18 protein-coding genes and 1 pseudogene are annotated in these 26624 nt (G+C 45.4%); 8 read left to right on the forward strand and 11 right to left on the reverse strand.

What is annotated here, in order from left to right:
• Positions 1–292 precede the first annotated feature (292 nt).
• Entirely contained in the window at positions 293–1966 is a 1674-nt protein-coding gene (locus GVO63_RS05590) for an AMP-binding protein (protein ID WP_159578431.1), read from the forward strand.
• An 88-nt stretch (positions 1967–2054) separates the two neighbouring features.
• Here GVO63_RS05590 and GVO63_RS05595 read toward each other — a convergent pair whose 3' ends face one another.
• Positions 2055–2708 carry a dUTP diphosphatase gene (locus GVO63_RS05595; protein ID WP_159578432.1) on the reverse strand — a complete coding sequence of 218 codons (654 nt, stop codon included), beginning with the start codon at positions 2706–2708 and terminating at the stop codon, positions 2055–2057.
• A 602-nt stretch (positions 2709–3310) separates the two neighbouring features.
• Between GVO63_RS05595 and recC the strand changes: the two genes are divergently transcribed.
• Genes recC through recD form a run of 3 tightly spaced genes read left to right on the forward strand, consistent with a single transcriptional unit; the run spans position 3311 to position 13151 of the window.
• Positions 3311–6919: an exodeoxyribonuclease V subunit gamma gene (gene recC, locus GVO63_RS05600; protein WP_159578433.1), complete on the forward strand. Its 3609-nt coding sequence runs from the start codon at positions 3311–3313 to the stop codon at positions 6917–6919.
• On the forward strand, positions 6916–10986 hold the full coding sequence (gene recB, locus GVO63_RS05605) for an exodeoxyribonuclease V subunit beta (protein ID WP_159578434.1): 4071 nt from the start codon (positions 6916–6918) through the stop codon (positions 10984–10986). Before recC ends, recB begins: the two co-directional genes overlap by 4 nt.
• Positions 10987–11003: 17 nt before the next feature.
• The gene (gene recD / locus GVO63_RS05610) at positions 11004–13151 is read left to right on the forward strand and encodes an exodeoxyribonuclease V subunit alpha (RefSeq protein ID WP_159578435.1); all 2148 of its coding nucleotides are present in this window, start codon (positions 11004–11006) and stop codon (positions 13149–13151) included.
• Between the two features lie 84 nt (positions 13152–13235).
• On the opposite strand, the gene GVO63_RS05615 is transcribed toward recD, so the two are convergent.
• Positions 13236–13643, reverse strand: coding sequence for a hypothetical protein (locus GVO63_RS05615; RefSeq protein ID WP_159578436.1), 408 nt, complete (start codon positions 13641–13643; stop codon positions 13236–13238).
• A gap of 423 nt (positions 13644–14066) precedes the next feature.
• Between GVO63_RS05615 and GVO63_RS05620 the strand changes: the two genes are divergently transcribed.
• Both GVO63_RS05620 and GVO63_RS05625 read left to right on the forward strand, forming a co-directional pair.
• Positions 14067–14447: a VOC family protein gene (locus GVO63_RS05620; protein ID WP_159578437.1), complete on the forward strand. Its 381-nt coding sequence runs from the start codon at positions 14067–14069 to the stop codon at positions 14445–14447.
• A gap of 38 nt (positions 14448–14485) precedes the next feature.
• Positions 14486–14821: a hypothetical protein gene (locus tag GVO63_RS05625; RefSeq protein ID WP_159578438.1), complete on the forward strand. Its 336-nt coding sequence runs from the start codon at positions 14486–14488 to the stop codon at positions 14819–14821.
• Here GVO63_RS05625 and GVO63_RS05630 read toward each other — a convergent pair.
• From GVO63_RS05630 to GVO63_RS05640, 3 genes are all read right to left on the reverse strand, one after another.
• On the reverse strand, positions 14818–15048 hold the full coding sequence (locus tag GVO63_RS05630) for a DNA-3-methyladenine glycosylase (protein WP_159578439.1): 231 nt from the start codon (positions 15046–15048) through the stop codon (positions 14818–14820). The genes GVO63_RS05625 and GVO63_RS05630 overlap by 4 nt on opposite strands.
• 25 nt (positions 15049–15073) lie before the next feature.
• Entirely contained in the window at positions 15074–15295 is a 222-nt protein-coding gene (locus GVO63_RS05635) for a DUF2945 domain-containing protein (protein WP_236552066.1), read from the reverse strand.
• A gap of 98 nt (positions 15296–15393) precedes the next feature.
• A complete protein-coding gene (locus tag GVO63_RS05640; protein ID WP_159578440.1) occupies positions 15394–16266 on the reverse strand; it encodes a DMT family transporter in 873 nt (290 codons plus the stop codon).
• A gap of 519 nt (positions 16267–16785) precedes the next feature.
• Between GVO63_RS05640 and GVO63_RS05645 the strand changes: the two genes are divergently transcribed.
• Positions 16786–17634 (forward strand): hypothetical protein, encoded by an 849-nt coding sequence (locus tag GVO63_RS05645; protein ID WP_159578441.1) that lies wholly within the window; start codon positions 16786–16788, stop codon positions 17632–17634.
• Positions 17635–17864: 230 nt separating this feature from the next.
• Here GVO63_RS05645 and GVO63_RS05650 read toward each other — a convergent pair whose 3' ends face one another.
• The 4 genes and pseudogenes from GVO63_RS05650 to GVO63_RS05665 all read right to left on the reverse strand — a co-directional run bounded on the left by GVO63_RS05650 (position 17865) and on the right by GVO63_RS05665 (position 22127).
• Entirely contained in the window at positions 17865–18905 is a 1041-nt protein-coding gene (locus tag GVO63_RS05650) for a methionine synthase (RefSeq protein WP_159578442.1), read from the reverse strand.
• A gap of 125 nt (positions 18906–19030) precedes the next feature.
• Complete coding sequence (locus tag GVO63_RS05655) at positions 19031–20005, reverse strand: DUF1852 domain-containing protein (protein ID WP_159578458.1); 975 nt, start codon at positions 20003–20005, stop codon at positions 19031–19033.
• Between the two features lie 264 nt (positions 20006–20269).
• Positions 20270–21619 (reverse strand): annotated as a pseudogene (locus GVO63_RS05660) (carboxylesterase/lipase family protein); the annotation flags it as partial.
• A gap of 244 nt (positions 21620–21863) precedes the next feature.
• The gene (locus GVO63_RS05665) at positions 21864–22127 is read right to left on the reverse strand and encodes a Rho termination factor N-terminal domain-containing protein (protein WP_159578443.1); all 264 of its coding nucleotides are present in this window, start codon (positions 22125–22127) and stop codon (positions 21864–21866) included.
• 369 nt (positions 22128–22496) lie between these two features.
• Here GVO63_RS05665 and GVO63_RS05670 point away from each other — a divergent pair, with 369 nt between their 5' ends.
• Positions 22497–23678 (forward strand): histidinol-phosphate transaminase, encoded by a 1182-nt coding sequence (locus GVO63_RS05670; protein ID WP_159578444.1) that lies wholly within the window; start codon positions 22497–22499, stop codon positions 23676–23678.
• Between the two features lie 240 nt (positions 23679–23918).
• On the opposite strand, the gene GVO63_RS05675 is transcribed toward GVO63_RS05670, so the two are convergent.
• Positions 23919–25094 carry a trans-acting enoyl reductase family protein gene (locus GVO63_RS05675; RefSeq protein ID WP_159578445.1) on the reverse strand — a complete coding sequence of 392 codons (1176 nt, stop codon included), beginning with the start codon at positions 25092–25094 and terminating at the stop codon, positions 23919–23921.
• A gap of 136 nt (positions 25095–25230) precedes the next feature.
• The gene (locus GVO63_RS05680) at positions 25231–26457 is read right to left on the reverse strand and encodes an aminotransferase class I/II-fold pyridoxal phosphate-dependent enzyme (protein WP_159578446.1); all 1227 of its coding nucleotides are present in this window, start codon (positions 26455–26457) and stop codon (positions 25231–25233) included.
• Between the last annotated feature and the right edge of the window lie 167 nt (positions 26458–26624).

The raw sequence follows: 26624 nt of genomic DNA on the forward strand, positions 1-26624 counted from the left end.
AGGGCGCGTTGTTCTTCGCAGTATAAATGGTGCACAAAGTGCTGAAAAAGTGCACAGCAAGGATGAACACACCCTAATAAAAAATTCGTTGGTTTGGTCTTTTTTACCTATAACGATTAAAAAGCCCGAACTATAAAGAAACTAAATTTAACGCTATAGCCCTTGTCTTTCTTCGCATAGAAAGTAAACGCTTGTTTAAAAAAGCTTGTCATTCATTGAAAAATAAGGCTTATTAGAAGTCTGTGAAATCATTGTAAAAATGATCTACATTATAACAACATATGAGTGACTTATGCCGCTAGACATGACAGCAAATACTACGGAAGCAATAACATCGCCATTGAGTATGTTGTACCACTGGGAAAAAAGCCGAGGGGACGACGTATTTCTTACTCAACCAATTAAGGGTGAATATCACGATCTCACTTGGAAGGACGTCGCTGAACAGGCTCGAAAAGTCGCAGCAAGACTTCGTGAATTAGATTTCCCCGCTGGCAGCCGCATTGGGATTTTTTCAAAGAACTGCGCAGAGTGGTTTATTGTTGACCTTGGGATCATGATGGCGGGTCACATATCTGTCCCAATCTTTTCTACTGCCGGACCTGATACCGTTCAATATGTGCTAAAACATGCTGATGTTCAGCTTTTATTCGTCGGTAAACTGGACAATACCGCCGAGCAAGTCGCCTCTATTCCGTCAGAGTATCTTACCGTGGCTTTTCCATATCCCAATATTGCGACTAAGCAGCAGTGGAATGAGTTTATGGATATAGCGCCTATCGATGACTCGCCGGTTCAAGATATGGATGACATTATGACCATCATCTATACGTCGGGTAGTACAGGGCAACCTAAAGGCGTTGTCCACAGTTATAATACTGCGTGTTGGGCTGCGCGTCGTTCTCTTGATCAATTAGGTATTAATCAAAACGATCGCACTATGAGTTATTTGCCGCTTGCTCATATTACTGAGCGGGTATTGGTAGAGCTTTCAAGCTACTATAGCGGCGGGAAAATTCACTTTGTTGAGGATTTAGCCACATTCCAACGTGATGTTGGACACTGCCAGCCAACGTTATTTATTTCTGTGCCTCGCTTATGGACTAAATTCCAAATGGGTGTGCTAGCGAAAATGCCACAGAAGAAGCTTGATACGCTTTTAAGAATTCCAATATTGAACAAAATCGTAGCGAAGAAAATCCGCAACGGCTTGGGTATCAACAACGCGCGTTTGTGGGCGAGTGGCTCTGCGCCTTTGGCACCCGCTGTTATTGAGTGGTTTGCCAAAATAGGTATTTATATTTCTGAAGGGTGGGGGATGACTGAGAACAGTGCCTACGGTACAGGTAGTGTTCCGTTTCGCCACGACAAAATAGGTTGCATCGGAAAACCTTACGATGGCGTTGATATCCGCACGTCAGAAGAAGGTGAAATTCAAGTTAAGTCGCCATGCAACATGTTGGAATATTATCTAGAGCCAGAGAAAACCGCCGAAGTTTTTACAGAAGACGGCTATTTGCGAACTGGAGACAAGGGTGTCATTGATGCGGACGGTTACGTCAAAATTACGGGGCGTCTGAAAGATATCTTTAAAACAGCGAAGGGCAAATATGTTACGCCTGCGCCCATCGAAGCTAAGTTCATGGAAAACCCGATTGTTGAACAAGTATGCGTAACAGGCACAAACTTACCTCAGCCCGTGGCGTTACTGGTGTTAAGCGAAGAAGCTCAGAAAAAAGATAAGGCGGGTATTGAAGCGAGTCTCAAGAAAACATTCGAAGCCATTAATGCTAAGTTGGAAAGCCACCAGGTAATGGATCGTGTAGTCGTTATGAAAAACGAATGGAGTATCGAAAACGATTTGCTAACGCCAACCCTGAAAGTGAAGCGCCATGTTCTAGAAGCGCGTTTTGAAGACATTATTCAAGGTGATTACAGCGATAAATTAGTTTGGGTTGACGCTTAAGTAACGTGTCTTTTAATCAGCGTTTATTACTGAAAAGCTCTGCCTATAGCAGAGCTTTTTTTGTGTTTGTATTCGTTAGGATTGGTAATTAAAAAGGGTAACGGGCGTGCAAACCTTCGTAAACTAAATCACTGAATTCAGGCTTGGTTAAATCGAGTGCATCCATTATCTCCACTAGATGCTCGTTATCTTCACGGCCATCCCACACTTTTACATAGGTGCCTTCTTTGTAACCGTTATCTTGACGGAAAAAGTTGAGTACATTTTTCCCTACATATTGACGATAGAGTTCATCTGCCGACATTTCGCATTGATTGACGATGAACATAAACAGCGGAACGCTAAAACGTTTTGCTGCGCAAAGGCCAGTCATCAGTTCTAAATTATCTAAAAGCGACTGATTTGAGGCGTCGTAATCTTTATTATCAAACGTGACGAGAGTTTTGCCGCTTGCGAGTTCAGAGGCAATACTTTTCGCAGATTCTTCAATATTTCCTTTATATTCAATAATACAGGCACTAAGTGCGAAGTGCCAAATATCCACTAGCTCCATTTGAAGTTGAGGCAAATCTTTGTGCTGTGCTTTCCACCATTTCCAGCCGTGGTGTTCGATAGCTTCAACCGACTCGACCATTGCCGCACGAAGATAACCATAGCCAGCATTTAGCCAGTCTGGATTGACTTTGGCGTTCATTTTATCTTGAAGAGAAAGCATGGTGGCGAGTTGTTGCGCGGTTAACATTGTTGCTCCTGACCGTTAAATTGTATTGTGTTTATAAGGATGAAAGTGTACTTGAATGGAACGCATGGAGAAACTGCTAATTGCGCCGATCATCTGATCAAGTAGACGTTTGATATTAGCAACTTTAATGCTTGCTTATGGTGCATTTGCACCAGAGTAAAACTGAAGGTCTACAACTAAAGTGTAAGATATCGATTAAGTTTATGATTTTTAAAGAATAAAAAGTTGGCATTCAATCTGCAGAATAAAAAGTGTTAACAGTGCTGCGCAGTAGCGCTAACGTGAATGAGTGCCAGGCAACGCTTATTCACGTTGTTACTGGGTAGACCGTAAACCTTACCCATACAGATTTTTCGTGTCCTGAGGTCTGTATGGGTTTTTTTTTACTTTATCACAGTCCATCGCCTAACCTTTTCAATATTCTTTCAAACGACTTCTCCGTTTAACATTTTAAAACTTGCCTGCGCCTTCTGAATGGGCAACTCTCTATGCGGATTGGTATAATTACTTTGTCTAATGCGATACACTGAATTATAACGTAGACGTGGTGTGCACGGTCTTCGTATAGTATCTAACGGCACGTTTTACAAAGGATTTTTCGATTGCTTGCGCTATATCCCTCTAATAAATTAGAACACCTGAGCTTTCTTCTTACTACGCTTTTACGGCAACAGCCTTTGGGGGTGTTTACCCCAGAAACTATTTTGGTTGAAAGCCCAGGTATGCAGCACTGGGTAAGCATGCAGTTGGCAAATGAGCACGGCGTGGCCATGAATATCGACTATCCGTTGCCGGTACGGTTTATGTGGAATACAGCGCGCACCGTGCTTGGGGCTGACAAAGTGCCAAAGCAATCGCCTTATCGCCGTGAAGTTCTGACCTGGCGCATCGATAATATTCTTCAAGATGACTCGTTAATGAGCGGTGAAGCGTTTGAGCACGTTAACCGGTATTGGCAACATGCTGGAAGTGAGCAAGAGCAGGGGCTGCAGCGTCTTCAGCTTGCTACGGCGCTGGCTGACGTTTACGAGCAGTACTTACTGTATCGTCCTGATTGGTTGTTTAAATGGGAAGCTAACGAACGCGCAGCGTTTGACGACATGGAAATATGGCAAAGCGAAATTTGGCGTATTTTGGTTAGCGATCAGCCATTACATCCAGCACGCCTTCATCAAATGACACTTGAAGCGTTAGCAGCGGGGAATGTACCTAGCAAGTTGCCAAAGCGTGTTATTGTTTTCGCTATCAATACCATGGCTCCCCAACTTATTGCGTTTTTCGATGCGCTTGCGCAGCACATCGATATTCACATCTTTCACCTTAACCCGAGTGTAAACTACTGGGGCGAGGCAAAAAGCAATAGCGAGCAGGCAAAGCAGCTTCGTTTGGAAGGGCTTAAAAAATGGATGAACGAAGACCAGTCTAACCCTTTGCTTGGTAATTTAGGCAAACAAGGGCGAGAGCTGTTTAATCTGCTCACTGAACTGGACACGTTTGAAATAAGTGCTTTTGATTCGCCAGATTTTGAAGGGGCGGAGGGAAACGGTGAGAACCTCCATAGCCGCGGTCTGCTCGAGTATATTCACAACGACATTTTACACGCCGCTCCTCCCAAGCCACTTTCGTATGAATTAAGAGAAGAAGACGACAGTGTTACTATCATGTGCGCGCATTCTGCCCTTCGTGAAGTACAGGTATTGCACGACCACTTATTGCACTGGTTATCTCAAGACAAAGCGCGAACACCCTCAGATATTCTTGTGATGTGTCCAGCGATAGAAAACTATGCTCCGTTTGTCGATGCGGTATTTCACAGAGTCGGGACTAAATCTTTAGAAGGTACAGGGCAAGTGCGTCTTCCCTGTACCATCGCAGACAGAAGCCCGATGGATGCAGAGCCGCTTATAGCCGCGTTTATGGCGTTGCTACAGTTACCGGATAGTCGCTTCGGTGTATCGGATATTCTGGATTATTTGCAGCTCGACGCTGTTCAACAGCGCTTTTCTGTAACGCAAGGTGATATCGAGCAAATGGTAGTGTGGTTGAAACAGGCACACATTCATTGGGGGCTTAATAGCGCTCATAAAACAGCGGTATCAGACGGCGTAACTTTAGATGACACGTATAGCTGGTGGTGGGGAATTCGCCGACTGCTTATGGGTATGCTTGCGCCGGATAGCGAAGTCATTGTGAGTGATTTACTTACCATCCCAGATGTTGAAGGGCAAACCGCGGTTACCCTGGGCAAGCTTATTGACGTTGTGTCATTGCTGGGTGAGTTCGCGCAAGCGTTAACGGCTCCGAGGACCCCTGCGCAGTGGTCTAAAGCGTTAATAACGCTGCGTGATGCCTGTTTTATGCCCATAAAAGACCAGCAACAAAGCTGGGATCTTATTGCTAAAGTTGCTGCTGACCTTGCTGCAAGGTGCGAAGAAGCGGGCTATGAGCACGAACTCACCCTTCGCCAGGTACGCGATCTTTTACTCAATCGATTTTCGTCACCTGATGCCGGAAACCACTTTATGACTGGTCAAGTTACAGTGTGTTCTATGCTACCAATGCGAAGTATACCGTTTAAAAAAGTGTGTATCTTAGGGCTAAACGACAGTGAATTTCCCAGAAAATCAAGCCCCTTAGGGCTCGATCTCATGGCTGGCGCGGGCCGCAAGATAGGCGACCGCTCAAGGCGTTTAGAAGATAGGTACTTGTTTCTTGAAGCCATTATTTCAACCCGCGAAAGCTTATATTTGAGCTACCAGGGAAATGATGTAACAAACAACAGCGAACGCCAACCCAGTCTGGTATTGGCTGAGTTCATGGATATGATGGAAAATGGCTACGCAATGGACCTGTCAAAATACATTGTCCATGCACCGCTACATCCTTTCAGCGAAGAGGGGTTTACAGGCAAGTTACCGAGTTACGAAACAGGATGGCTTCGGCTCGCCGATGCGCTGCAGCAAACGAAATGGCATAACGATAAGGCAGATGGACCTGACGATGTTGACAAGGTGACGGTGTTAAATCAGTCAGCCAATACCTTACCAACACAAGCGCTTCGTTTATCAAGCAGCCAAATTGCTAGAGCGTTTAAAGATCCGCTAGAGCATTTTTCTATTCAAAGGCTTGGCGTAAACTTATCCCAATCATTTACGCTGCTTGAAAATAGTGAGCCATTTGAAACCAATGCGCTGCTGCGGTATCAGGTACTCGACGCTATTTTTTCGTCTCCAGAACGCAATACTGCAGTAGAACCAGACGCCGGCAATCTTACATACGGTAAAAAAGCGATCGCTTTTGCCATGTTGAGGGGAGATATCCCCAATAACCCGGTTGCCAAAGATGAAGTTGAAATGTGGAAAGAGGGCGCATTGGCACTGAGTCAGTCTATGGGGCCCCATGACGTTGAACCTAAAAAAGCGCATTTTCAAGGCCAATACATTACTTTTACGACAGCCGCTCTAGTAGGCAGTGATGCCTTGGTCGAGCTTTGTGCAGGCAAGGTTGACGCACACCGCGCCTTGGGTTTCTTCATCTCCCAATTAATATTTTCAAGCAGCGATGAAGCAACCCGCTACAGCAACTATCCGCTGGATATCTATTCCTGCTCGTGGGAAAAGGGTGAAACCGTTTTGAAAAAACAGCGCTTTCCTGCTTACGACCGGGAAACCGCTGTGCGGTTACTTTTGTTTATTGAACAGCTTTACATGGCAGTTTACACGTCGCCGACACCAGTGCATTTAAGCTTATTCGGTACCTTTATGCCGGGAACCAGAAATTCAGACACTAAACCGGTCGTTGAAAGCATAAAACCTGAGATGTTTAGCGATATCTTGCGTGTACTGCTTTATAGCGCAGACGAGACCAATGAAACCGACAAAGCGATACTTGTCCAAATTCAAAAGGCCATTGACGAGGTATGTCCGTTTGCTGACAAAGGCAACGCTGTAGCTAGCGACACGGCAAGTGATAAACACGCAAAAGCGAAACAGATAAAAGATCAAGCCGCCGCTCTCTTTGATACCGTTGAATTACAGCGTGCGCTAACTGACTGGCAGCAGAGCAGCGGGCAGTTTAGCGCGGATATGACAAACAACCCTTATCTAAATTGGCTATTTCCCCAGGGCGTGAGTTGGAACGATATGCCGCATTTAAGTACTTTTGTACTGCTTGCCATGGTCAACAATGCGTCCCAGGAGGAGAAGCTATGAGTTACAATCAAACATCCTCTGACCGACCTATGAACGAGCCCGCTCTTCTACAAACCGACGAAAACGGTGGTAATGAAGCCCAATTGCTCGATGTAGTCGTCATGCCGTTAAGAGGGCGCCACCTTATTGAAGCCAGCGCAGGGACAGGTAAAACCTTCAACATAACGCGTTTGTACCTGCGCTTATTGCTTGAGAAAAAGCTCACCGTTAAAGAAATATTGGTGATGACATTCACCAAAGCCGCCACAGAAGAAATAAAAGGGCGTATCGCTAAAACGTTAAGAGAGGCATTACTTGTTTGGCAGCAAGCCAAAGATAATGGCAATGAAATAGACAGTGGCTGTGATCCGGTTTATCAGCATTTATTTAACAGCTGTGATACTGACGAGAGTTTGGCACTGCTAAAAGCGGCGCAGCTAGAATTAGATGAAGCATCAGTGTTTACCATCCACGGGTTCTGTCAGCATGTGATTACCCAGCTAGCGTTTAACAGCGGCTTTGCCATGTCGCTCAATTTGGGCAATGACACCAGCGATTTATATCTTGAAGCTGCCGAAGACTTTATTCGAAAAATAAGTAAAAGTGAGGACGAGTTTAGATTACTGGCAGAGTCAGGGTGGCATACACCTGAAAAGCTGCTGCGTGAATTTAACGCCAGCATTAAAAGTACGCTGACCCCGTTAATGCTTAGTGAACAGGATATCGAGGCGGCGTGCAAAAAACAGTTAGATAATGCGCCACACACGTCTTTTATCTACTTAAAATCTTTACTACAAAGTGTGGAAGACAATGAAGGGCTAATAGTAGAGCAACTTATTAAAACACCGGCCCACAAAAAAGAACGGCCGCAGGAGTTGGCTGCGCTTAAAGCCTGGTTGCACTCTTGTGTAGATGAACAAAATTATTATCTACCACCGCCAGAAGCAGAGGCCTTCGTTAAAGGTACTCGATACGCTAAAAATTCTTCAGGTGTAAAAGAAGTCTTAACGCCTATCAAAGAATTCGCTGCAGCACTTAAAAAAGCATTTGGCGAAAAAGACAAGGCCCTTGGTAAAGTGCCCGTATTCAAGCTGGTGGTTGAAGCCATTTCCTTTATTAAATCTCGTGTTGAAAAACAGAAAAAACAGCTTGGCGTTATCGACTTCGACGATCTTATTCGCATGCTGGCTGATGAAGTGGTGAAGCCGAACAATACCCTTGTGCCTGAGCTTCGTAAAAAGTTTCCCGTAGCGCTTATTGATGAATTTCAAGATACGGATGCAAAGCAGTACGCGATTTTAGACGCAGTTTATCCGAATCTTGCGGATGCTGACGAAAGCGCGTTGTTAATGATAGGTGATCCCAAGCAGGCTATCTATCGCTTTCGCGGCGGAGATATCTTTACCTATTTAAAGGCGGGCAGGCAGGCTGATTACCGGTGGGTGATGAACACCAACTGGCGCTCGGTAGAGGGGATGGTTAAAGCCTATAACCGGTTATTTTACGGTGCGCCTGTGGCATCAAATCAACCCGGCGATGTGTTTGGCTTTGATATCAAATACAACCCTGTCGAGTTTACGCCTAAAGCGGCCGCGGCAAAAACACCACTTATCGACCCTGCCGAACAAGACAGTGTAATGAAAGGTGGCGCAATGAAACGCAGCGCAATGAACTACATTAGTATGTGTTTGGAAGAAAAAGAAAACTCCCACATTATGCGCCGCAAAATGGCCCAGTGGATTGCGCAAGAGATCTACCGCTTATTGAACGAAGCGCACTTCCAAACAGCCAATGGTGGCACCGTCCCGGTGAAGCCGCAGGATATCGCCATCTTGGTCAAAGACAGGACGGAAGCGGGCGCTATTAAAAGCGTACTGCAGCAAAAAGGTTTGGCGTGCGTTTATTTAAGCGATCGCAGTAACTTATTTGCCAGTGCCGAAGCCAAAGATGTACTCAGACTGCTCAACGGTATCTGGCACGCTAACGACACCAGCAAGGTGGCGTCGAGCTTAGCGTCGCCGCTTTGGGGGTATAGCGCACAAACACTCATTGAACTGCTGTATCATGAAGATGACGCGCAGTGGGATGCTGCTATCGACAAAGTGCTGTCGCTGAGAGGAATGTGGTTGCAAAAAGGCTGTATGAGCGTGTTGCTTTATTTAATGCAAGACAGCTATCAACCTCACGCTGACAGCGTGGAACGCGCCCTTACTAACTATCAGCATCTAGCCGAAGTACTGGAAAAAGCCAGCACGACTCATCAGCGCCCCGAGCAGCTACTCGACTGGTTGAATAAGCAAATTCATAAGCCCGAGAGTGATGAAGAGCTTACTTTGCGCCTTGAAAGCGATAGTCAGCTGATTCGAATTATCACTCAACATGGCTCGAAAGGGCTAGAGTACCCCATCGTGTTTGTTCCTTATGCCACCGGCTACAGAGACGCCGCTAAAAACGGCAACACGACGTCGCAAATATTTACCTACTACGATGAAGAAAAGCAAGATTTGCAAATGCAGCTTGGGCAAACGCCACAGGCCATAGCCCGTGTTCAAAGTGAGAGCGAAGCGGAAGACATGCGACTGGCCTATGTGGCGGTGACACGAGCCGCACATCGCTGCTACATGGGTGTTGTACCGCTAACCAATCACGAGAGAAGCGCATTAGCACGGGCCCTTGGCATAAGTGGCGATGACAGCAACAACGATTGGTCAAGTGTGTTAAACCGTATTGCTGAAGAAGAAGCGTCCTATGCCAGCCACATCAACGGCGATGAGTTTGAGGAAGTGTATTCAGGCTTTGAGCAAGAAGATGTGTTGCCGCAGCTTACAGTATCGCAATTTGCCGGAACGGCAAGCGAAGAATGGCGGCTGTATTCATTCTCAGCTATGAGCCGGTTAACGACGGTTGATGCGAGACAAAACACAGGGGCAGGCTCAGAACAAAATACAATAGCGTCAGCGCCTTTTGGTCAAAATTTACCTAGTGTACCCGTGCTGCGTACCATCCGAGATGAAGAAGTGTATGCAAGCGAAACGCTTATGGACGCTATCGAGATGCCCATGGCTGAACGAGAGGCTGCAGCCGCATTGAGCTCGGGCATCCACTCGCAGACGGGTTTAGCGAGTCCCGTGAGTAAAAGTGATCTGCGCTTCACTCTAGAGAAAGGCGCAAGTGCAGGGAATCTGCTTCACGACATTCTTGAACACAGTGATTTCAGTGCCCCTGAATGGGAAGAAACAGGCAAAGAGCTGGTTAACCGCTTTGGGTTAGATGAAAAACGTACACCGCTACTTTATGACTGGCTAGAAGAAACGCTTCAAACGCCGCTGTACCCTAACATGCAGCTAAGCATGAGTGATTTACCTTTAGATCAAACCCTACGTGAAGCAGAGTTTTACTTCCCAATGGACGATACGCATTGGGTTCAGCTTCGCAATGTGCTTACGTTCCATCGACAAGCCGTAGCAGAGGCGCTTGGCGGCAAGGCAGAGGCAGCCCCCCATTTAATCACGGCAACATTACAGGGAATGATGCACGGCTTTATTGACTTGATTTTCGAACATGAAGGTCAGTTTTTTGTGGCCGACTACAAATCAACATGGCTTGGCGATACGCTAGATAGCTACACGCCGACTGCGCTGTTTCACAATAACCAGCATCATCTTTACGACCTTCAGTACTTGATTTACTGCCTGGCGCTACATCGTTATTTAAAAAATACGCTGCCAAATTACGACCCAGACATTCATTTTGGGGGCGTATATTACTTGTATTTACGCGGCATGCACCCGGAGAACGAGCGTGGGGAAGGGGTGTTTTACACCAACATACCATCGTCAGTACTCAACCAACTAGACGCCATATTTGCGAGTAAACACAACGAGAGGCAAGGTGATAGTTCAAAGCATGCCGACACGGGACGTGAGCCTGTATCAAGCGATGCGAGCACGACGGCGTTGAGTGCAAGCGAAACGGACATATCAGCGAAGACTTCAACAAGGACAAATTCAAAAAAAGCAGGAAGTTCTCGCCAGCCTTCAGAACAACAGCCTTCTGGTCAACAGCAGTTTAGTTTCGATGACGAGTAGTGAAGCAAAGGAAAAAAATGAATAACAATCAACATTCTATGTCGTCGTTTTTCGATAATTTGTTTGGCATCGAGGCTATCGACAAGTTTGTCGCAAAAGAATTTGGCTTTATTGACGAGCTTGCTGAAGACGACCGTTTAATATGGGCAGGGAGCTTGGCGTACCTGTCATACATGCAGCGCAATGGTCACAGCTGTGTTTCTCTCAAAGAAATGGCAGGTACCACGCTTTTTAAAGAAGCAGTAATCGAGCAAGAAGGTGCCGTAGCGACAGAAACGGGCGTGGGTGTTAGTGAGTCTTTGGGCGAAGTTTCGCAAGCGCTTAGAGAACAAACTGAGCAGCAAAAAACGCCTAAAACAGGTGTTGATGTGCCACCGCTGACGCCTTTACTTAACATTGTTAAGCGCGCGTTGTGCAACGAACAGATTGCTCAATTATTCGTTTATGACAACGGCAAACTATATAGCCGTCGCTACTATGAATTTGAACAAGAAGTGGCGCGAAATATAGTGAAAAGAGCAGCGCTTGCACCGTTAACGGATGATGCGAGCGAAAGAGTAAAGAAACTGTGGCCCGCTATATTTCCAACCGAAACAACAGATCAACAAGATTGGCAGCAAATTGCGGTAGCCAAGAGCCTGATGCAGCGTTTTTGTGTCATCAACGGTGGGCCTGGTACCGGTAAAACTTATACCGTTCTGCGTTTATTGCTGGCACTACAAGCTTGTGATGAAAACATCAAAATTGTTCTGGCCGCCCCCACGGGTAAGGCGCAGCAGCGTATGACCGAGTCTATTATGAGTAGCATTGATGGCCTTCGCGGCAGGGTAGACGATGCCGCGCTTGATAATGTGCCTACCGATGCCGTGACGCTGCATAGATTGCTAGGGTTGCGTGAACACGGCGTATCGACAAAGTACAACCAGCACAATCAATTATCTGCAGATGTACTCATCGTTGATGAGGCGAGCATGGTCGACTTAGCGCTAATGACTCGGATAGTGCGTGCGTTGCCAGACCATGCACGGCTATATTTTATCGGTGACGCCGACCAACTCCCCGCGGTTGAGCTTGGTAATGTGCTAGAACAGCTAGTCAGCGACGGTGCAGCAAGTGTTGACGAAGGTGAGAATGCTATGACTGCCGTTGCGAATCGCTCCGCGAACTCACGAGGTCATAACGACGGGCTTTCTTTGGGTGGCGTGCCATCGTCAATGCGTCAGCATATCGCTACGCTGTGCCCGCATTTACCCTTGTTACCGGTTAATGAGAAGGCAAAAAGCTATGTGGCAACACTTCAAGCACCACAGCGCTTCAAAGGGCAGGTGGCTAAAGTTGCGACAGCCATACAACGAGGTGATGCGAGTGGCGCACTTTCCACCATTAAAGAAAACGGTGCTGACAATAACGAGGCGCAAGGTCTAGGTTTAAATAATAACTCACGCTTACAGCCTGGTGTTCATTTGTGGCCTGTAGATCACGTTAATGGCAATGACTTACACAGGTTGGCCAAGGAAAGCTTTGCGCCTATTTTCGACGCCAGCAGTGCAGAGGAAGCACTTAATCGTTTGAATGTTGTTAGGTGGCTCACACCTGTTCGCAAAGGCGCGATGGGCGTTGAAGGCCTGAATAACTTGGTGTTCGATGCCATCAAGCACAAAATAAGAAGAAGGGAAGGACACTTTTATCAAGGCCAGCCCATTATGATTGTAAAAAATCATCACCCACAGCGACTCTCAAACGGTGAGGTTGGCGTAATTTGGCCTGACAACAAGGGAAAGCTATATGCGTGGTTTTACCAAGATAGCCAAGGTTCAGGTCAAAAGGGTTCGCCAGATAAGTGGGAAAGCGCTGATGAGGCTCTAGAGCAAAAACACGCGTTACGCAGTATATCGCTATCACGAGTACCACAGTTTGAAACTGTGTATGCTATGACGATACATAAATCTCAGGGCTCTGAATTTAACCATGTCGTGCTTATTTTACCGAAACCCGATAGCGAGAGAGCCACTAATCTATTTCACCGAGGTCTAGTGTATACAGGGCTAACCCGAGCTAAAGACGGCTGTTTGATCATTTCTGATGACGCTACCTTTAGCCACATGATCCAACGGGTTGATAAGCGTTATTCAGGACTGTCTGAGGCGATTAGTCGTCATCTTTAGAATAATTCTCACCCCCGCTCTTAAATCAAATAAAAAACGTACACTGACCCCCAAGGTTTTAGGTCAGAGTACATTTCTGTGGGGTTATTTCACAGGTGTAAACAGGCACAAGCCGCGTTTGTTAATATCAATGGGGGTTTTGCTCACAAGGTAAATACGGGTGGGCGCAGTAACCCGCAAAATACCACCCTCAGCGTTTAAAAATTGAGAAGGCAAAAGCACAGATGTATTATCGGAGTCTGTTTTATTGGTTTCTGGTGTTATGACAAAGTGAGACAAGCCAAAGTGATCCAGCCAACCTAATATATTATCTGGCGTTGCCACAAAATTATCGTGCCTCAATACGCTGCTATGTAGCGTAATATTCGCACCGAAGACGGGCTTATTTTCTATCGCCATTTGCGTATTGGGTTTTAAATGAAGCCGGTATAACCCATGTGCTTCAGGCACAATCTCATCATTTGCATCTGTATTATTCACTAGCGTAAGCATACAAAGTTTCGCATGGTAGTTCTGATGGTATTATTGTGGTGGAGTTACTGCTTCACTGCGTTGATGTGGATCAACTGCTCAATGGTTTTGGCATTCTGCCCTCTGAACTAGATTTCTTGCGCGAAAAGCATATCACCAAGACGCTTGATAGCTTCTGTTTGCGCAGTCTGAGTACTATCAATAAAATTGAAGCGCAGGCAATGTCGATATTTTCCTGTTGCTGAAAATAGCTGACCGGGCGCGACATACAGTCTGCAATTGTAATTGTGACTGCTTTTGCCGTAATTGGTTTTCCAAGCTTCTCGCTGTGGGCCGCGGTAGGTGCAAAAATACGCGTAGGGCTGAGTTCGCCCATTCGCAGACGTTTGGGCGTCAGCCTATAGGCTATCGCCTCTAAAAATTTTACAAAAGGAGCAGGTCTTCATGGAATTGAACCAAGTTACCTTACCCGTTACTAACATGGCCGAGGCGGTAGAATTTTACCTGACACTTGGGTTTACCCAAATTGTAGATACACCGCATTATGCTCGATTTACGTGCCCTCAAGGCTCGTCTACGTTTTCGCTCTCTTTAGAAAGTGAGAGTGTGCAAAATTACAGTGTGATTTATTTCGAGCACGAGGCGTTAGATGAGCTGTATACAACACTTGTAGAAAAAGGTATTCGTTTTGAGCAGCCGCCAACGCAGCAACGCTACCTTTGGAAAGAGGCCATTTTAAACGATCCATCGGGTAACAAAATCAAGCTGTATTGGGCGGGAGAAAACAGAGTGAACCCGCCTTGGAAAGTAGAAATAGAGCAATAATTATTCAGAGAAGCCCCCATTGAAAACCGAGATAAACAGTGACAGAACCCCAAACTAGCGTGCACTTTCGCTTAACAAAGTTAGATGCCATGCAGGCGTATACACTAAAAAGAGAAATTGAAGGCGCTTACTTTATTAGGAGTGACGTCTGTGTTGATGAACAAAGCCCAGAGGTGTTTATCGGCATGGTGCCTTTAAAAGAAAGCCTGTTCGACGAACTTAACGACTATGTTATTCGCCAACAAATTAAATATGACGATTGCGATATTTTTGTTGAAGCAAAAAGCCCTAGCGGTGATGTTGCAGTGCCGAGGGTGGTAAACAAATTGCTCAAGTATATCGACTGTAGATTAACGTTCGCCTTAGCCAACTAGCGCCCATTAATGTAGGCTATGCCGCCTTGCTTTTTTAGCGTTGCAATAGAAGAAGGCCGCCGTATTAGATGTTTCTGCATCGCTAGATCTCGGCGACCACAATATGCCTCAGTCTCTACAACCATTCCCCCGGTCAGCAAGCCATCGACATTGCTAAAAAGAAAATGACCAACGAGCGACCTCGCCACATTAACAACATCGCTATCAGTGAAAAAAGAAAGCTGCATTTTTTCTGGCCGATTGAAGGGGTGATTATGATGATTTCGTAATTTCGCTATGAGATTTCAAGACTTTACTACCATCGTCCTGTTCGATGAGATAGGCAGGGTCGCTGTCGCTGGCCTCACGCTTTACCGACGACCCTTTAATGGTGCGCTCTACATCGCGGGTAAATTTTTCTCTAATATTGCCTGTGGCGCTGCCGTTACTCCATTCCCACTCAACTTCTGTATTTATCGCATAATGTTTCATCATCGCTCCTTGTGCTTTTTTAACGCCCTAGATAATCATTAACGAAGCCGAAAGGGTTTGAGTTCACACACCGCGTTTAAAATTACGGCAGAGTTTTAACGTTAAGACAGTGTTTCAATCTGCTTTTCTTTCTGAGTTATAGAGCTACCAGCAGTAGCAATCACCACCAATGCCACAGCGAACCATTGAGAGAGTGTTAGCATTTCATCGATAATAATAAACGCTGCTATCGCGGCAACGGCAGGCTCTGCGCTCATCATGATACTAAACGTTTGTTTTGGCATATTTCGCATAGCACTCATTTCTAATGTATAGGGAATAGCTGATGAAAATATGCCTACAGCGCAGCCAATAAAAATTACATCTGGGGACAGTAGCGCACTGCCTTGACTTATTACGCCAATCGGCACAACACAGAGAGCGGCTACCAGCATACCTAAGGTTACTGTTATACCGCCTGACCCTTCGTTACCTGTCTTATTACCAAATACAATATAACCTGCCCAAAACGCACCTGCAGTAAGCGCAAAAATGACGCCGATGGGATCTAGGCTTTCTGCCGATGCGCCACCAATATCAGGAAGTAATAAGCAAACGCCTGCAACAGCCAAAAGCGCCCACGCAAAATCTCGTTTTTTTCTTGCACTGAAAAACGCCACGGCTAACGGACCCGTAAACTCAAGGGCTACACCTATGCCAAGGGGAATGCGCGCAATGGCAAGATAGAAAATGATGTTCATCGAACCAAGGCATGCACCGTAAAAAAAGACGTTTCGCCATCCTCTTGCGCTTAGGCGTGCTCGCCAAGGCCTAAAAATTAGCGTTAAAATAAGTGCGGCAAAAAAAGCACGAAGCGCGCTAGTGCCCTCGGGACCGACTATCGGAAAGAGTTGTTTGGCAAACGATGCGCCAGACTGAATGGTTACCATCGCCAGAAGGACTGCGACTATAGCAAGTAAAAAACGTTGATTCACAATATATTGCAACGAAAGTTAAAGAGAGTTGGAGTATACCAATTCGCATAGATAATTACCCACTCAGCGAGATTTATACTATTCGTCATCGCGCCGTATTACCGCAGGTATATTTGTTCTAAGAAAGAAATGCGCGTTGCTAAGGTAATCTATTGAAAATTAACATGTACTGACTCGGCCTATTACTAATAGGGGAACATAGTAAATAGCAGCTAGATGTGTAACATGGCTTAATTGAATCGCGAAATTGAAACCAAAACCCTGCTTTGATGAGTACCAAGTAGACGGTGATCAGATCGATATAAAGCGGGTGTTAACGCAGTGCTTTCAATAAGGCCAATGCCTCTTTATGCAAAAAGCCAAGTTTGCAGGTGAGTTGTCAGCGCTTCCATGACCTATACTTAAACATAGATCAAGGCATCTAGTGCTTGACCGTCTTAACTTAAAATCTTTTTGAATACACGAAGTTTTTGGTTTAACGCGTTATTAACGGTTTCTGTTTCCTACTTAAGGAAAGCAATGCATACACTGACCCAATTACATATCGACATTGCTCGAAATGCGACGGACGATTTTAATCTATTTCACGACCCTATGCGGTGGCACGTCATCAAGGGAAATCCCTTCCAAGGTACGATTGCCCTTGGATTTCAACTTGGCCTTTTTGTCGAGACACAGATCAATCAGGGCGCCTCTACTATCAAGCCGAGGCGATATTCGGTGTATGAATTTACCTTTGTGAATCCGGCAAAAGAGGGGGACGAGCTTAACTTATTGGTTAAGCCTTCTCGAGTTTCTAGAAATGAGCAGGGGGAGCAAGAGTCTCAGCGAGTGATTTTAAAAGCGTCGGGAAAACCAAGTTTAATGGGGTTTTATCGGCAGTCAGATTATTTGTCTGTCACCTCCTTTTTGTTGAACTTCAATAATGAGGAATTATCAAAAATGAAAGACCGAACACTGTTAAAAGACAGTGTTTTTTTAAAAAGAAAATGGATGATTGTTGGTAATGCTAAAAATTACTTGTTAAGCGCTTTTGCTGATCAAACACGCTATATTGATGAGTTCGCAAACAAAGTGCGGTTCCCACAGTTTTACCCACTTTCGTTAATGTCATCCGCATTGTTAGAACGAGCTCAGGCCCTGAATTATGATCTCATTCAAAACCCAATGATCTACGTTTCACAAAACCTTTGTCTCGACAACGAGCAATTGGCACAACTTAGCAGCAATGATTGTTTAAATATGTTGGTTGCGCCTCTAGAAACTGACCCCAGCCATCTTACGTGCGCGGGATGGGTAAACAGCGAGTCCCCACTTTTTTGTGCAGAGGTAAAGCTTATGCCGTTGTCGGATATGATAAATAAATGAACCCCACTTTGACCTAAGCATTTATCTGCATTTGCGTTTAACTCTCATAAAAAACGGCGTAGACACGCCGGATTTCATTTCTATTCGGGATAAATGGTATGGCGTTTTAAAGTGTAAAAGGCCTTTTGTACACGGGGGTTAGATTATCAAAGCGGTCCATTTTGCTTTATGCAATGTCCGCTGATCCGATTCTCGCTGTGCCGTTTAATCGTTCACAATTTAGAAGGCCGTCAAGCCGAGCGTTTAAGCGCCAATTCCTTCCTGACTATCTCTGCGCCTGCACTCAATGCCTCAAGCTTACCTCGTGCAACTGAGCGAGACAGTGGAGCCATGCCACAGTTTGTACAGGGATAAAGCTTATCTGCATCTACGTACTTGAGCGCTTCGCGTAATGTTGCTGCCACTTCCTCTGGGGTTTCTATCGTATCTGTGGCTACATCGATAGCGCCCACCATCACTTTTTTGCCTTTAAGGAGCGAAATCAGTTCAATGGGCACATGAGAGTTGTGGCACTCTAATGACACCATATCGATATTGGATTTGGCTAACTTGGGAAAGCTTTCTTCATATTGACGCCACTCTGAGCCCAATGTCTTCTTCCAATCCGTGTTGGCTTTAATGCCATATCCGTAACATATATGAACTGCAGTTTCACATTTGAGCCCTTCAATTGCCCGTTCTAGCGCAGCAATTCCCCATTCGTTTACTTCATCGAAAAACACATTAAACGAGGGTTCGTCAAACTGAATAATATCAACTCCGGCTGCCTCTAGTTCTTTCGCTTCTTGGTTGAGAATTTTTGCAAATTCCCACGCTAGCTTTTCGCGACTTTTATAGTGGTCGTCGTACAGGGTATCGACCATCGTCATAGGGCCTGGCAAGGCCCATTTGATAGGCTGGTCAGTTTGGCTTCTTAAAAATTTAGCATCGTCAACAAACACGGATTTTGGACGTGTGACAGCCTTAATGACGACAGGCACGCTAGCATCATAGCGGTTGCGAATACGTACTGTTTTACGATTTTCAAAGTCGACACCATCAAGGTGCTCGATAAACGTTGTGACGAAGTGCTGACGGGTCTGTTCACCGTCGCACACAATGTCTATGCCAGAAGCAACTTGTTCCTGAAGCGTAACGCGAAGGGCGTCTTTTTTGCCTTCTTTTAACGCATCATTCTCCAGCTTCCACGGTGACCATAACGTTTCAGGCTCTGCAAGCCACGATGGTTTTGGAAGGCTGCCAGCAATAGAAGTGGGGAGTAGTGTTTTCATGTAAATTGGTTTCTTTTCATCAATAAATTGTATGGATACACAAAGGGCAGCGCTCACAGCCCTCTACCATTATTCGTGTCTTTGAACCCTGTGCCCTTGGTGTCACAGGTGTTCAAAGGATTCTATTAGGCATAGCTTGCCGCGAATTGCGCTAACTTGTGTTGATAGGGTTTTATAAAGTGCTCTTCTACAAACTTACCTTGCTCAACGGCTAATTGAGAACGCTCTTCACGGTCATATACAATGCGAGTTACAGAGTGATCGCTGTTTCTTAAGTTGGGTTTGTAACTTAATCCTGCCTGGGCATTAGCGTTATAAATCTCGGGCCGATAGATTTTCTGAAACGTCTCCATCGTCGCAATAGTGCTAATTAGCTCTAAGTTGGTGTAGTCATTGAGTAGGTCGCCAAAGAAATAGAATGCAAAAGGAGCTGCACTGTTAGGTGGCATAAAATAGCGCACGTTAAGGCCCATCTTTTTAAAATACTGCTCGGTGAGCGACGATTCATTCGGCTGATATTCCACGCCTAAAACAGGGTGATGATTTTCTATTCTGCGATAGGTTTTGTTGTCAGAAACACTCAAGCAAATAACCGGCAGCTTTAAAAAGTGCGCTTTATAGGCCTCTGAATTGACAAAGTACTTAAACAGTTTTCCGTGGAGATCGCCAAAGTCATTGGGTACGCTAAATGATGACTGACCGCGATTGTGATTAGATAGACGAACACTAAAGTCATAATCGCGAACGTAAGATGAGAAGTTATTTCCCACTATGCCTTGGGTACGCTTCCCTGTTTTTTTATCGATGATGTTGGTCTGCAAGATCTCGATAGTAGGGAAGGTGTTGCCGTTACTATCTAAATCGATATCTACCGACACAATTTCAAGTTCAACGGCATAGCGGTTACCATTTTCGTTATCCCAACTCGCTAATGCGTTAAAGCGGTTGTTTATCATACTCAGAGCATCGCGCAAGTTCTCTTTTCGGCGCTGGCCGCGAGCTAAGTTAGCGAAGTTAGTAGTGATACGCGTGTTATCTGAAGGGCGATAATCTTCATTAAACTGAACGCTGTTAATAGTAAAAGAAAAATTTGGGTTCACGTTGTTGTTCATGAGAATACGCTTTTATTCCTAAGATTAAACCGAATGTCGTGGAGCCTTTAAAGCTGTACGTACGTTATACGCGGTCTAAACTATGAATAAAAATGACTTATTTTCATTGAACTATGAATTTTTCTCAAAGTTTAGGGTTTGTGAAAAGCACTAGAGGTAGAAAAATAAAATCAAACCATCCATGGTAAAGGTAGAGTTGAAAACCCTTTAGTTTTCATCATCAATAAATGTTGCTAAGACAAGCGTAAACTCTCAGAACTCGAACGCTTCCCATAACGCTCTTTTCTGCGAGTTAGGGTCTTCTTCCTCAACCGACTGGTTGTCGAAGCGCATCGTTTTGCGGCTCTCTTTGGTGTATTCACTCCATCCTGGTGCCCCCTGTTTTGCAAATCTCACCCAATAGTTTTGCATCGCCTGACTCAGTTCTTCAGAAGGGTTATTGCCAACAAAGTTACTTGCTTCTTTTGTGTCTATAGTATCGAACGTATACGGAACATCGACAAAATGCGCGGCTCCTAACTCACCACCGTAAGCGTCCGACTTCCAGCCAAAATTGTATTTCCACACAGTATTGCCTTTTTCAGTTAAAAGCTCTGCGATGTGGATAGCAGGCATTCTAAACGTATAATCAGACTGAATGTCAGCATAGATGTCGCCATAGGAATCATGACGGTTTTTTTTGTAAACCTTTGGTGCATTCTCACCCAAGTTTAAATCATGTAAGAAAAGCGACACCTTGCGCTCGTCAATCGTTTCAATTTCATTGCCAGGCACTAGATACAATCTCGATTCTTGATCTGTACTACCAACGATGGTTGGAATAGACGGGTTGGCGCCGTTCTTGAGGCTCAATATTGGTGAATTGATGATCAGTTCGCCATCAACTACGGGTAAAAATGCGGTACCGCCCCATGATAGCATTCCCCATTCACGTCGATTATTAACAGCGTTACCGATATCTACCACGCCTTTGACTAATGCATCAAACGCCACATTTGATAGTGCTGTTAGTGTAGGTTCAATATTCAGTTTTTTCGCAAATGCTCGGGTCACCTCTGCGGCTTCCGCTTTAGAAATAGCCTGCATAGGGGGGCTTTGCATTATGGCTTTATGGAACAGGGTATTTGCCCGACGGCTTCCTAGAAGGATTGCTACGCTGCCTGCGCCCGCAGACTGCCCGAATAAGGTAATGTTGCTTGGATCCCCACCATAATCTTCAATATTGTTTTTAACCCACTTAAGGGCAAGAATTTGGTCTAAAGTACCCCGATTATCAGGGGCGCCATCAATATTCATAAACCCATCTACGCCTACTCGGTAATTGACAGTGACGATTACTACGCCTTTTTGGGCAAAGTGTGACCCATCATAAACACTTTCTCCGGCGTCGGCTCTAATATACGCGCCCCCTGGAAGCCATACCATAACAGGCCTTTTTTCATTATCTGAAAACGCGTCTTCAGGCGCCCAAATATTTACGGTTAAATCGCCAGGTGCGCCGACTAATGTTACATTCTTTCCTCGCCCTGGCTGTGGTACTGGCGGTTTCATCTCTATTGCACGAAGTGTATCTCGCCACGGTTCTATCGGTTCTGGTGCTTGAAAGCGTCTAGTTTTGACAAAAGGGTCAGCTGCATAGGGAACGCCGTAAAAAGTAACAACATGAAAAAGGTAACAACATGATTTTTAAGCCTGCCTTGCACCTTGCCAAGATGAGTTGAGATTGTAATTGTGTCATTCGATTCCATTGGCATACTTGTCGCCTTACTGAGGGGAGAAGCTGCAGCAATACACAGTATTGAGCAAAAACAGAGCAGTCTATATGGGCTGACCATAGTCCATTCCTTTAATGGTTGCGCAAAGCCTTGATTAATTGGTCTTTGCTCATGTTCGAGCGGCCTTCAATACCCACTTCTTTGGCTTTTTCATATAGCTCATCCTTGGTACGGCTTTCGTACTTCTTACCTTTTCCCCCGTCCTTTGACGGTGTTTGCTCACTGTTAGCTTGTGCGTTGGCAATGCGTGCTGATTTCTCCTTACTATAGCCTTCATCGCGCAAGGCTTCGTAAGTGTCGTCGTTTTTAATTTGGGTACCGTGATCCTTAGCCATAGTTAACTCCTGTTTTGCAGACTGTATTAGTTACTTATTTTCCTGTTTATTCATACTTGTTATTTGTGGAGATGGTTTACGCATTTGTTTATGACATGTATTTATTGAACATCGTTAAAGGCCGATAGAAATAGGCGCATCGCAGACGCTATAAAAATGTCACTCATCGCAAACGCTAAAATGTTCAAAATAATGTTGCACCGTAATGTAACGGCTTAACACGTTAAAACTTATTATGTTGTCAATTTTAGTGCGTCTCGTGCACGTAAAAAGGGCATTAGTGTCAATGCTTTAGCGTTTTTAGGCTATTGCGCGTACAAAATTAAGCCTTTAGTCTAAAGACATTCTAGATGGAGGGCAGAGCGAAATATGAATAAAAACGTACAACAAACCTTGGTGAATTCTTCTCGTCGTAATTGGTTAAAATCTGTGGGATTAGGCGCCGGAGCCGTGGCGCTGACTACCAGCGTCGACAGCATAATGGGAGACCTTCGTGCGGCAGGCATGCCGACCGAACATTTTCCATCAGCTACGCCGAATGTGCACGATGGTCTTATTCGCTTGTCGTCAAATGAAAATGCCTTTGGTCCCTCGAAGAAAGCTGCGAAAGCCATGCAAAGCGAGCTTTTAAATCTCGCGCGTTATACCGACGCTACGGTTGATGTGCTGGCACAAAAAATTGCTGAGCAAGAGGGCGTGTCTGCCGATCAAATCGTTATTACAAACGGTTCTTCACCTATTTTATTTGGTTACGCCGACTGGATCACGAAAAATGGCAACAAGCTGGTAACCTCGATGGCTACTTACGAAGGTGTGCCGCGAGGGGCAGAGTTTATGGGAGCAGATGTAACTTATGTGCCGCTCGCTGCCGATATGACTTTTGACCTAGATGCTATCGAAGCAGCAGTGACTGACGATACCACCGCTGTTTATGTGTGCAACCCAAATAACCCGACTGGCAGTATGGTAGATGCAGCCAAGCTTACCGCTTTTGCAAAACGGGTGTCGAAAAAAGCGCAGGTATTCATTGATGAAGCCTACATTGAGATGTCGGACGCTTACCCTGCTAACGTGCAATCGAAGCTGGTCGCAGAGGGGCACAACGTGGTGGTTTGCCGCACGTTCTCAAAAATCCACGCCATGGCTGGCCAGCGTTTAGGTTACGCTATTATGCCTGCTGAGCAAGCGAAAACCATGGGCGGCATGCTGCGCATGGGCGGTGTGAACTACTTGGCACTCGTTGCAGGCATGGCAAGTATGGATGACCACGCAAACTTAAACACCATGCGTTCACGGATTAAAACTGAACGTGATAAGTTAGTAAAAGTTGCCAAGGAATTAAAACAGCCTTATGCCCCAAATCCGCAGGGCAATTTCATTTATATGGACACGGGCATGCCACACGATAAATTTGCAGAGAAAATGAAAGCCGAAGGCATAAAGGTAGTAGGGCGTACATGGCCAGGGTATGACTCATGGTCACGTATAAGCGTGGGTACGCCCTCAGAAACAGATGCTTGCGTTAAAGCATTAAAAGCAGTACTTGCTTAAAGTAATAATAACACCTAGCGCAGAGAGAAAAGGCTGAACACACGTGTGTTCAGCCTTTTCACTTGAATCAATCGGTCAAATCAACCGACGAATAATCTGACTACATAGTTATATGGTTTTAACTACGACTCAAACAAAATTAAGCCTTTACAGAGCATTCACGTAGCAGCAAACGTTTCATTGAACGGCTAAACCAAGCCCCACGTGTTATCGCTGATCCTGACTCAGTTCTTTGCGCTGCTATTTCTCGATGGCGAACGTTAAGCCCGCCTTTTCTTCTAAGCGACTAATGAGCTCATGACCGAAAGCGGCCGCTGGCGTAAAGAAACCACCAGACAAGTTTACATCTTTACACAGGCAAAGAGCCGACTCAGAAATCATTTTGCTTGTTGAGCCATAGCCAGGGTCTTTATCGCCTTTTACCGATACCGCAAGCATGTCACCATTTTTTGCAGTACCCACAAACATTACATCGTAAAAACCGTTTTCACGTTCCTCTTTGCTTGGGCCTTCTCCTGGCTTGGGGCCATCATCGCTGGCGAGTGATTTATCTTTTGCCACATGATTAGCCATGGCTTCGCCTTTTTCGCCAGGCCCTGTCATCAGCATTTCATCATACTGGAAGTTTTTGCCGTAGGCATAGCCGTTCAAGTAATTCGTACGATGGACGTTTTTAGTGTTAATCGCTGCCATGATAAACGGCGCAACCCATGTGCCCAATTGTTCATCGAAGTAAGGTTTGTTACCGTCAGGCTGCGGTTGATTTGAAGCGCCATCGGTTAACGAGTGGGGATTAATCAATGCCGCCATGACTGACTTATCCTCGCGCGCAGCAGCCATGGTTGCTTTTAAGCTAGCGGCTGTTCCGCCTGAAAACGTCCCTTGCATCTTACGAACGCGACCTTTTGCATATTCAATGACGTCGCCGGTTTGCTTTTTAGCATGCTCTTGAAGATAGTACACACCCAAATCAAAAGGCACAGAATCGAAGCCACACGAGAACACAATATTCGCGCCAGTCTCTTTAGCTTTTGCTTCGTACTTATTGATCATTTGGTGCATCCAAGCTGGTTCACCGCACAAATCCGTGTAGCCTGTGCCGTTGTCAACACACGCAGAGAGTAGCTTTTCGCCGTAAATTTGATATGGACCAACGGTGGTAAGTACTACCGCCGTGCGCTTGGTCATGGCATCGAGTGCGTCAGCATCATCACCATCAACAACGATGCTAGTAACGCTCTCGCTAATACCTAATTCCTTTTTTACGTCATCTAGCTTGGTTTCGTTACGACCTGCAATTGCCCATCTAACGCTGCTGTCGTTACCATATTGCGCTTGAAAATACTCAGCCACTAACTTTCCAGTAAAACCTGTAGCACCGAAAATGACTACATCAAATTCCCGTTCGTTACTCATTGTTTTGTCCTGTTTTATTTCGTTTCGACACGTGTCATCAATATACGTTACTCAATATACGCACAAGCACCGATATCTATCATTTTTTTAGGTAATATTTGTCTATTCACGAAATTAAACGACGGGACTAAAGCCTTCAGCGCAATGTTTTGACAAACTCACCTAGCCGCGATAACCCTTCGTTCAAACGTTCAATGCTGGTAGCGAAAGACAGCCTGACGTAATGATCTGCATTGTGTTCCCCAAAATCGTTGCCTGGCGTTAGCGCCACATGATATTGCGAAAGCAGGGCATCACAAAATGCGACAGCACTTAGCCCTGTGTGTTTAATGTTGATGTATGCGTAAAATGCACCATCAGGCTGAGCATCAAGAGTCAGCCCCATGTTTTTAAGCGCACTTAAAACGAAAGAGGCTCGCTTCGCCAGCGTCATTCGGTTTTGTTCGCACTGTGCTAAGGCCTCAGGTTCGAAACATGAAAGGGCGGCTTTTTGCGAGAGTGTAGACGGGCAAATAAACAAATTCTGCGCAAGCTTTTCAATGATTGGCGTCATCGCATCAGGCACAACACACCAGCCCAAGCGCCAGCCTGTCATGCCAAAATACTTAGAAAAACTGTTTATCACGATCACAGTGTCCCGAAGCTCTGCATTAGCGAGTACGGTTTGAAGTTTGGTGTCAGCGCCTCCAGATGATTGGGACGGACAAACTTCAGTTAGTGCATCATCAGTAGAAAGCGAAAGATCCAAGTAAATCTCATCAACAATTAAAAAACCGCCTTTGGCTTTGCAAAATTCTCCAATTTTAGTCAGTTCTTGTAAATCTATTGCCGTCCCTGTTGGGTTGGCGGGGGTGGCTATGAGCACGCCCTTGGTGTTGTGCTTCCAATTATGAGCGACACTTGCAGCAGTTAGCTGAAAGTTTTCTTCACTGCGTGTTGGTACCAGCGTGACATCTGCGCCGAAGGCGTTTAAAAATCGCCTATTACATGGATAAGAAGGGTCACCCAATATCACGTTGTCGCCCGATTCAACCAAGGCAGCGCTTGCCAAAAGTAATGCGCCAGACGCCCCAGCGGTTACTACCACTCGAGAAGGGCTCACTACCACGTTGTGCTTGGTTCCATAGAAACTGGCGATAGCCTCACGCAGTTCCGTCATACCCAAAGCTGATGTGTATGGGTAATCTGGCGCGTTTAAGCTGTTTTTCATTGCAGCAAGTACTGGTAGAGGCGCGCCGAAGTCAGGCTCGCCCAGATTAAGGCGGATGACGTCTTTACCTTGCTGTTCCAGTGCGGTGGCTTTTTCGCCATAGGCCATGGCAAGAAACGGAGAAATGGCGGTAGCGCGAGAGGCAAACTTCAAAATAAAACCCTTATTAGTCGTGCCAGTTAAAAAAGTAACGCAATTAAGGCTTACTCTTGTTTGTGATTCAAGTCATTTCGTAAAGTGGCCAACAAGCCAGAAGTACAAGAAACATCTACTCTGCGGTCTTAAATAACAAACCAGTAAATAAAATAAATATTGATTAA

This window comes from Alteromonas sp. KUL106 (assembly GCF_009811415.1).
Classification (GTDB): Bacteria; Pseudomonadota; Gammaproteobacteria; order Enterobacterales; family Alteromonadaceae; genus Alteromonas.

What these genes read in the sequence shown, in the direction of transcription:
- GVO63_RS05615 (WP_159578436.1), bottom strand. Translation starts at nt 13,643, where the DNA reads ATGCTTACGCTAGTGAATAATACAGATGCAAATGATGAGATTGTGCCT.
- GVO63_RS05665 (WP_159578443.1), bottom strand. Translation starts at nt 22,127, where the DNA reads ATGGCTAAGGATCACGGTACCCAAATTAAAAACGACGACACTTACGAA.
- GVO63_RS05645 (WP_159578441.1), top strand. Translation starts at nt 16,786, where the DNA reads ATGCATACACTGACCCAATTACATATCGACATTGCTCGAAATGCGACG.
- recB (WP_159578434.1), top strand. Translation starts at nt 6,916, where the DNA reads ATGAGTTACAATCAAACATCCTCTGACCGACCTATGAACGAGCCCGCT.
- GVO63_RS05635 (WP_236552066.1), bottom strand. Translation starts at nt 15,295, where the DNA reads ATGATGAAACATTATGCGATAAATACAGAAGTTGAGTGGGAATGGAGT.
- GVO63_RS05590 (WP_159578431.1), top strand. Translation starts at nt 293, where the DNA reads ATGCCGCTAGACATGACAGCAAATACTACGGAAGCAATAACATCGCCA.
- GVO63_RS05630 (WP_159578439.1), bottom strand. Translation starts at nt 15,048, where the DNA reads ATGCAGCTTTCTTTTTTCACTGATAGCGATGTTGTTAATGTGGCGAGG.
- GVO63_RS05670 (WP_159578444.1), top strand. Translation starts at nt 22,497, where the DNA reads ATGAATAAAAACGTACAACAAACCTTGGTGAATTCTTCTCGTCGTAAT.
- recD (WP_159578435.1), top strand. Translation starts at nt 11,004, where the DNA reads ATGAATAACAATCAACATTCTATGTCGTCGTTTTTCGATAATTTGTTT.
- GVO63_RS05595 (WP_159578432.1), bottom strand. Translation starts at nt 2,708, where the DNA reads ATGTTAACCGCGCAACAACTCGCCACCATGCTTTCTCTTCAAGATAAA.
- GVO63_RS05620 (WP_159578437.1), top strand. Translation starts at nt 14,067, where the DNA reads ATGGAATTGAACCAAGTTACCTTACCCGTTACTAACATGGCCGAGGCG.
- GVO63_RS05675 (WP_159578445.1), bottom strand. Translation starts at nt 25,094, where the DNA reads ATGAGTAACGAACGGGAATTTGATGTAGTCATTTTCGGTGCTACAGGT.
- GVO63_RS05650 (WP_159578442.1), bottom strand. Translation starts at nt 18,905, where the DNA reads ATGAAAACACTACTCCCCACTTCTATTGCTGGCAGCCTTCCAAAACCA.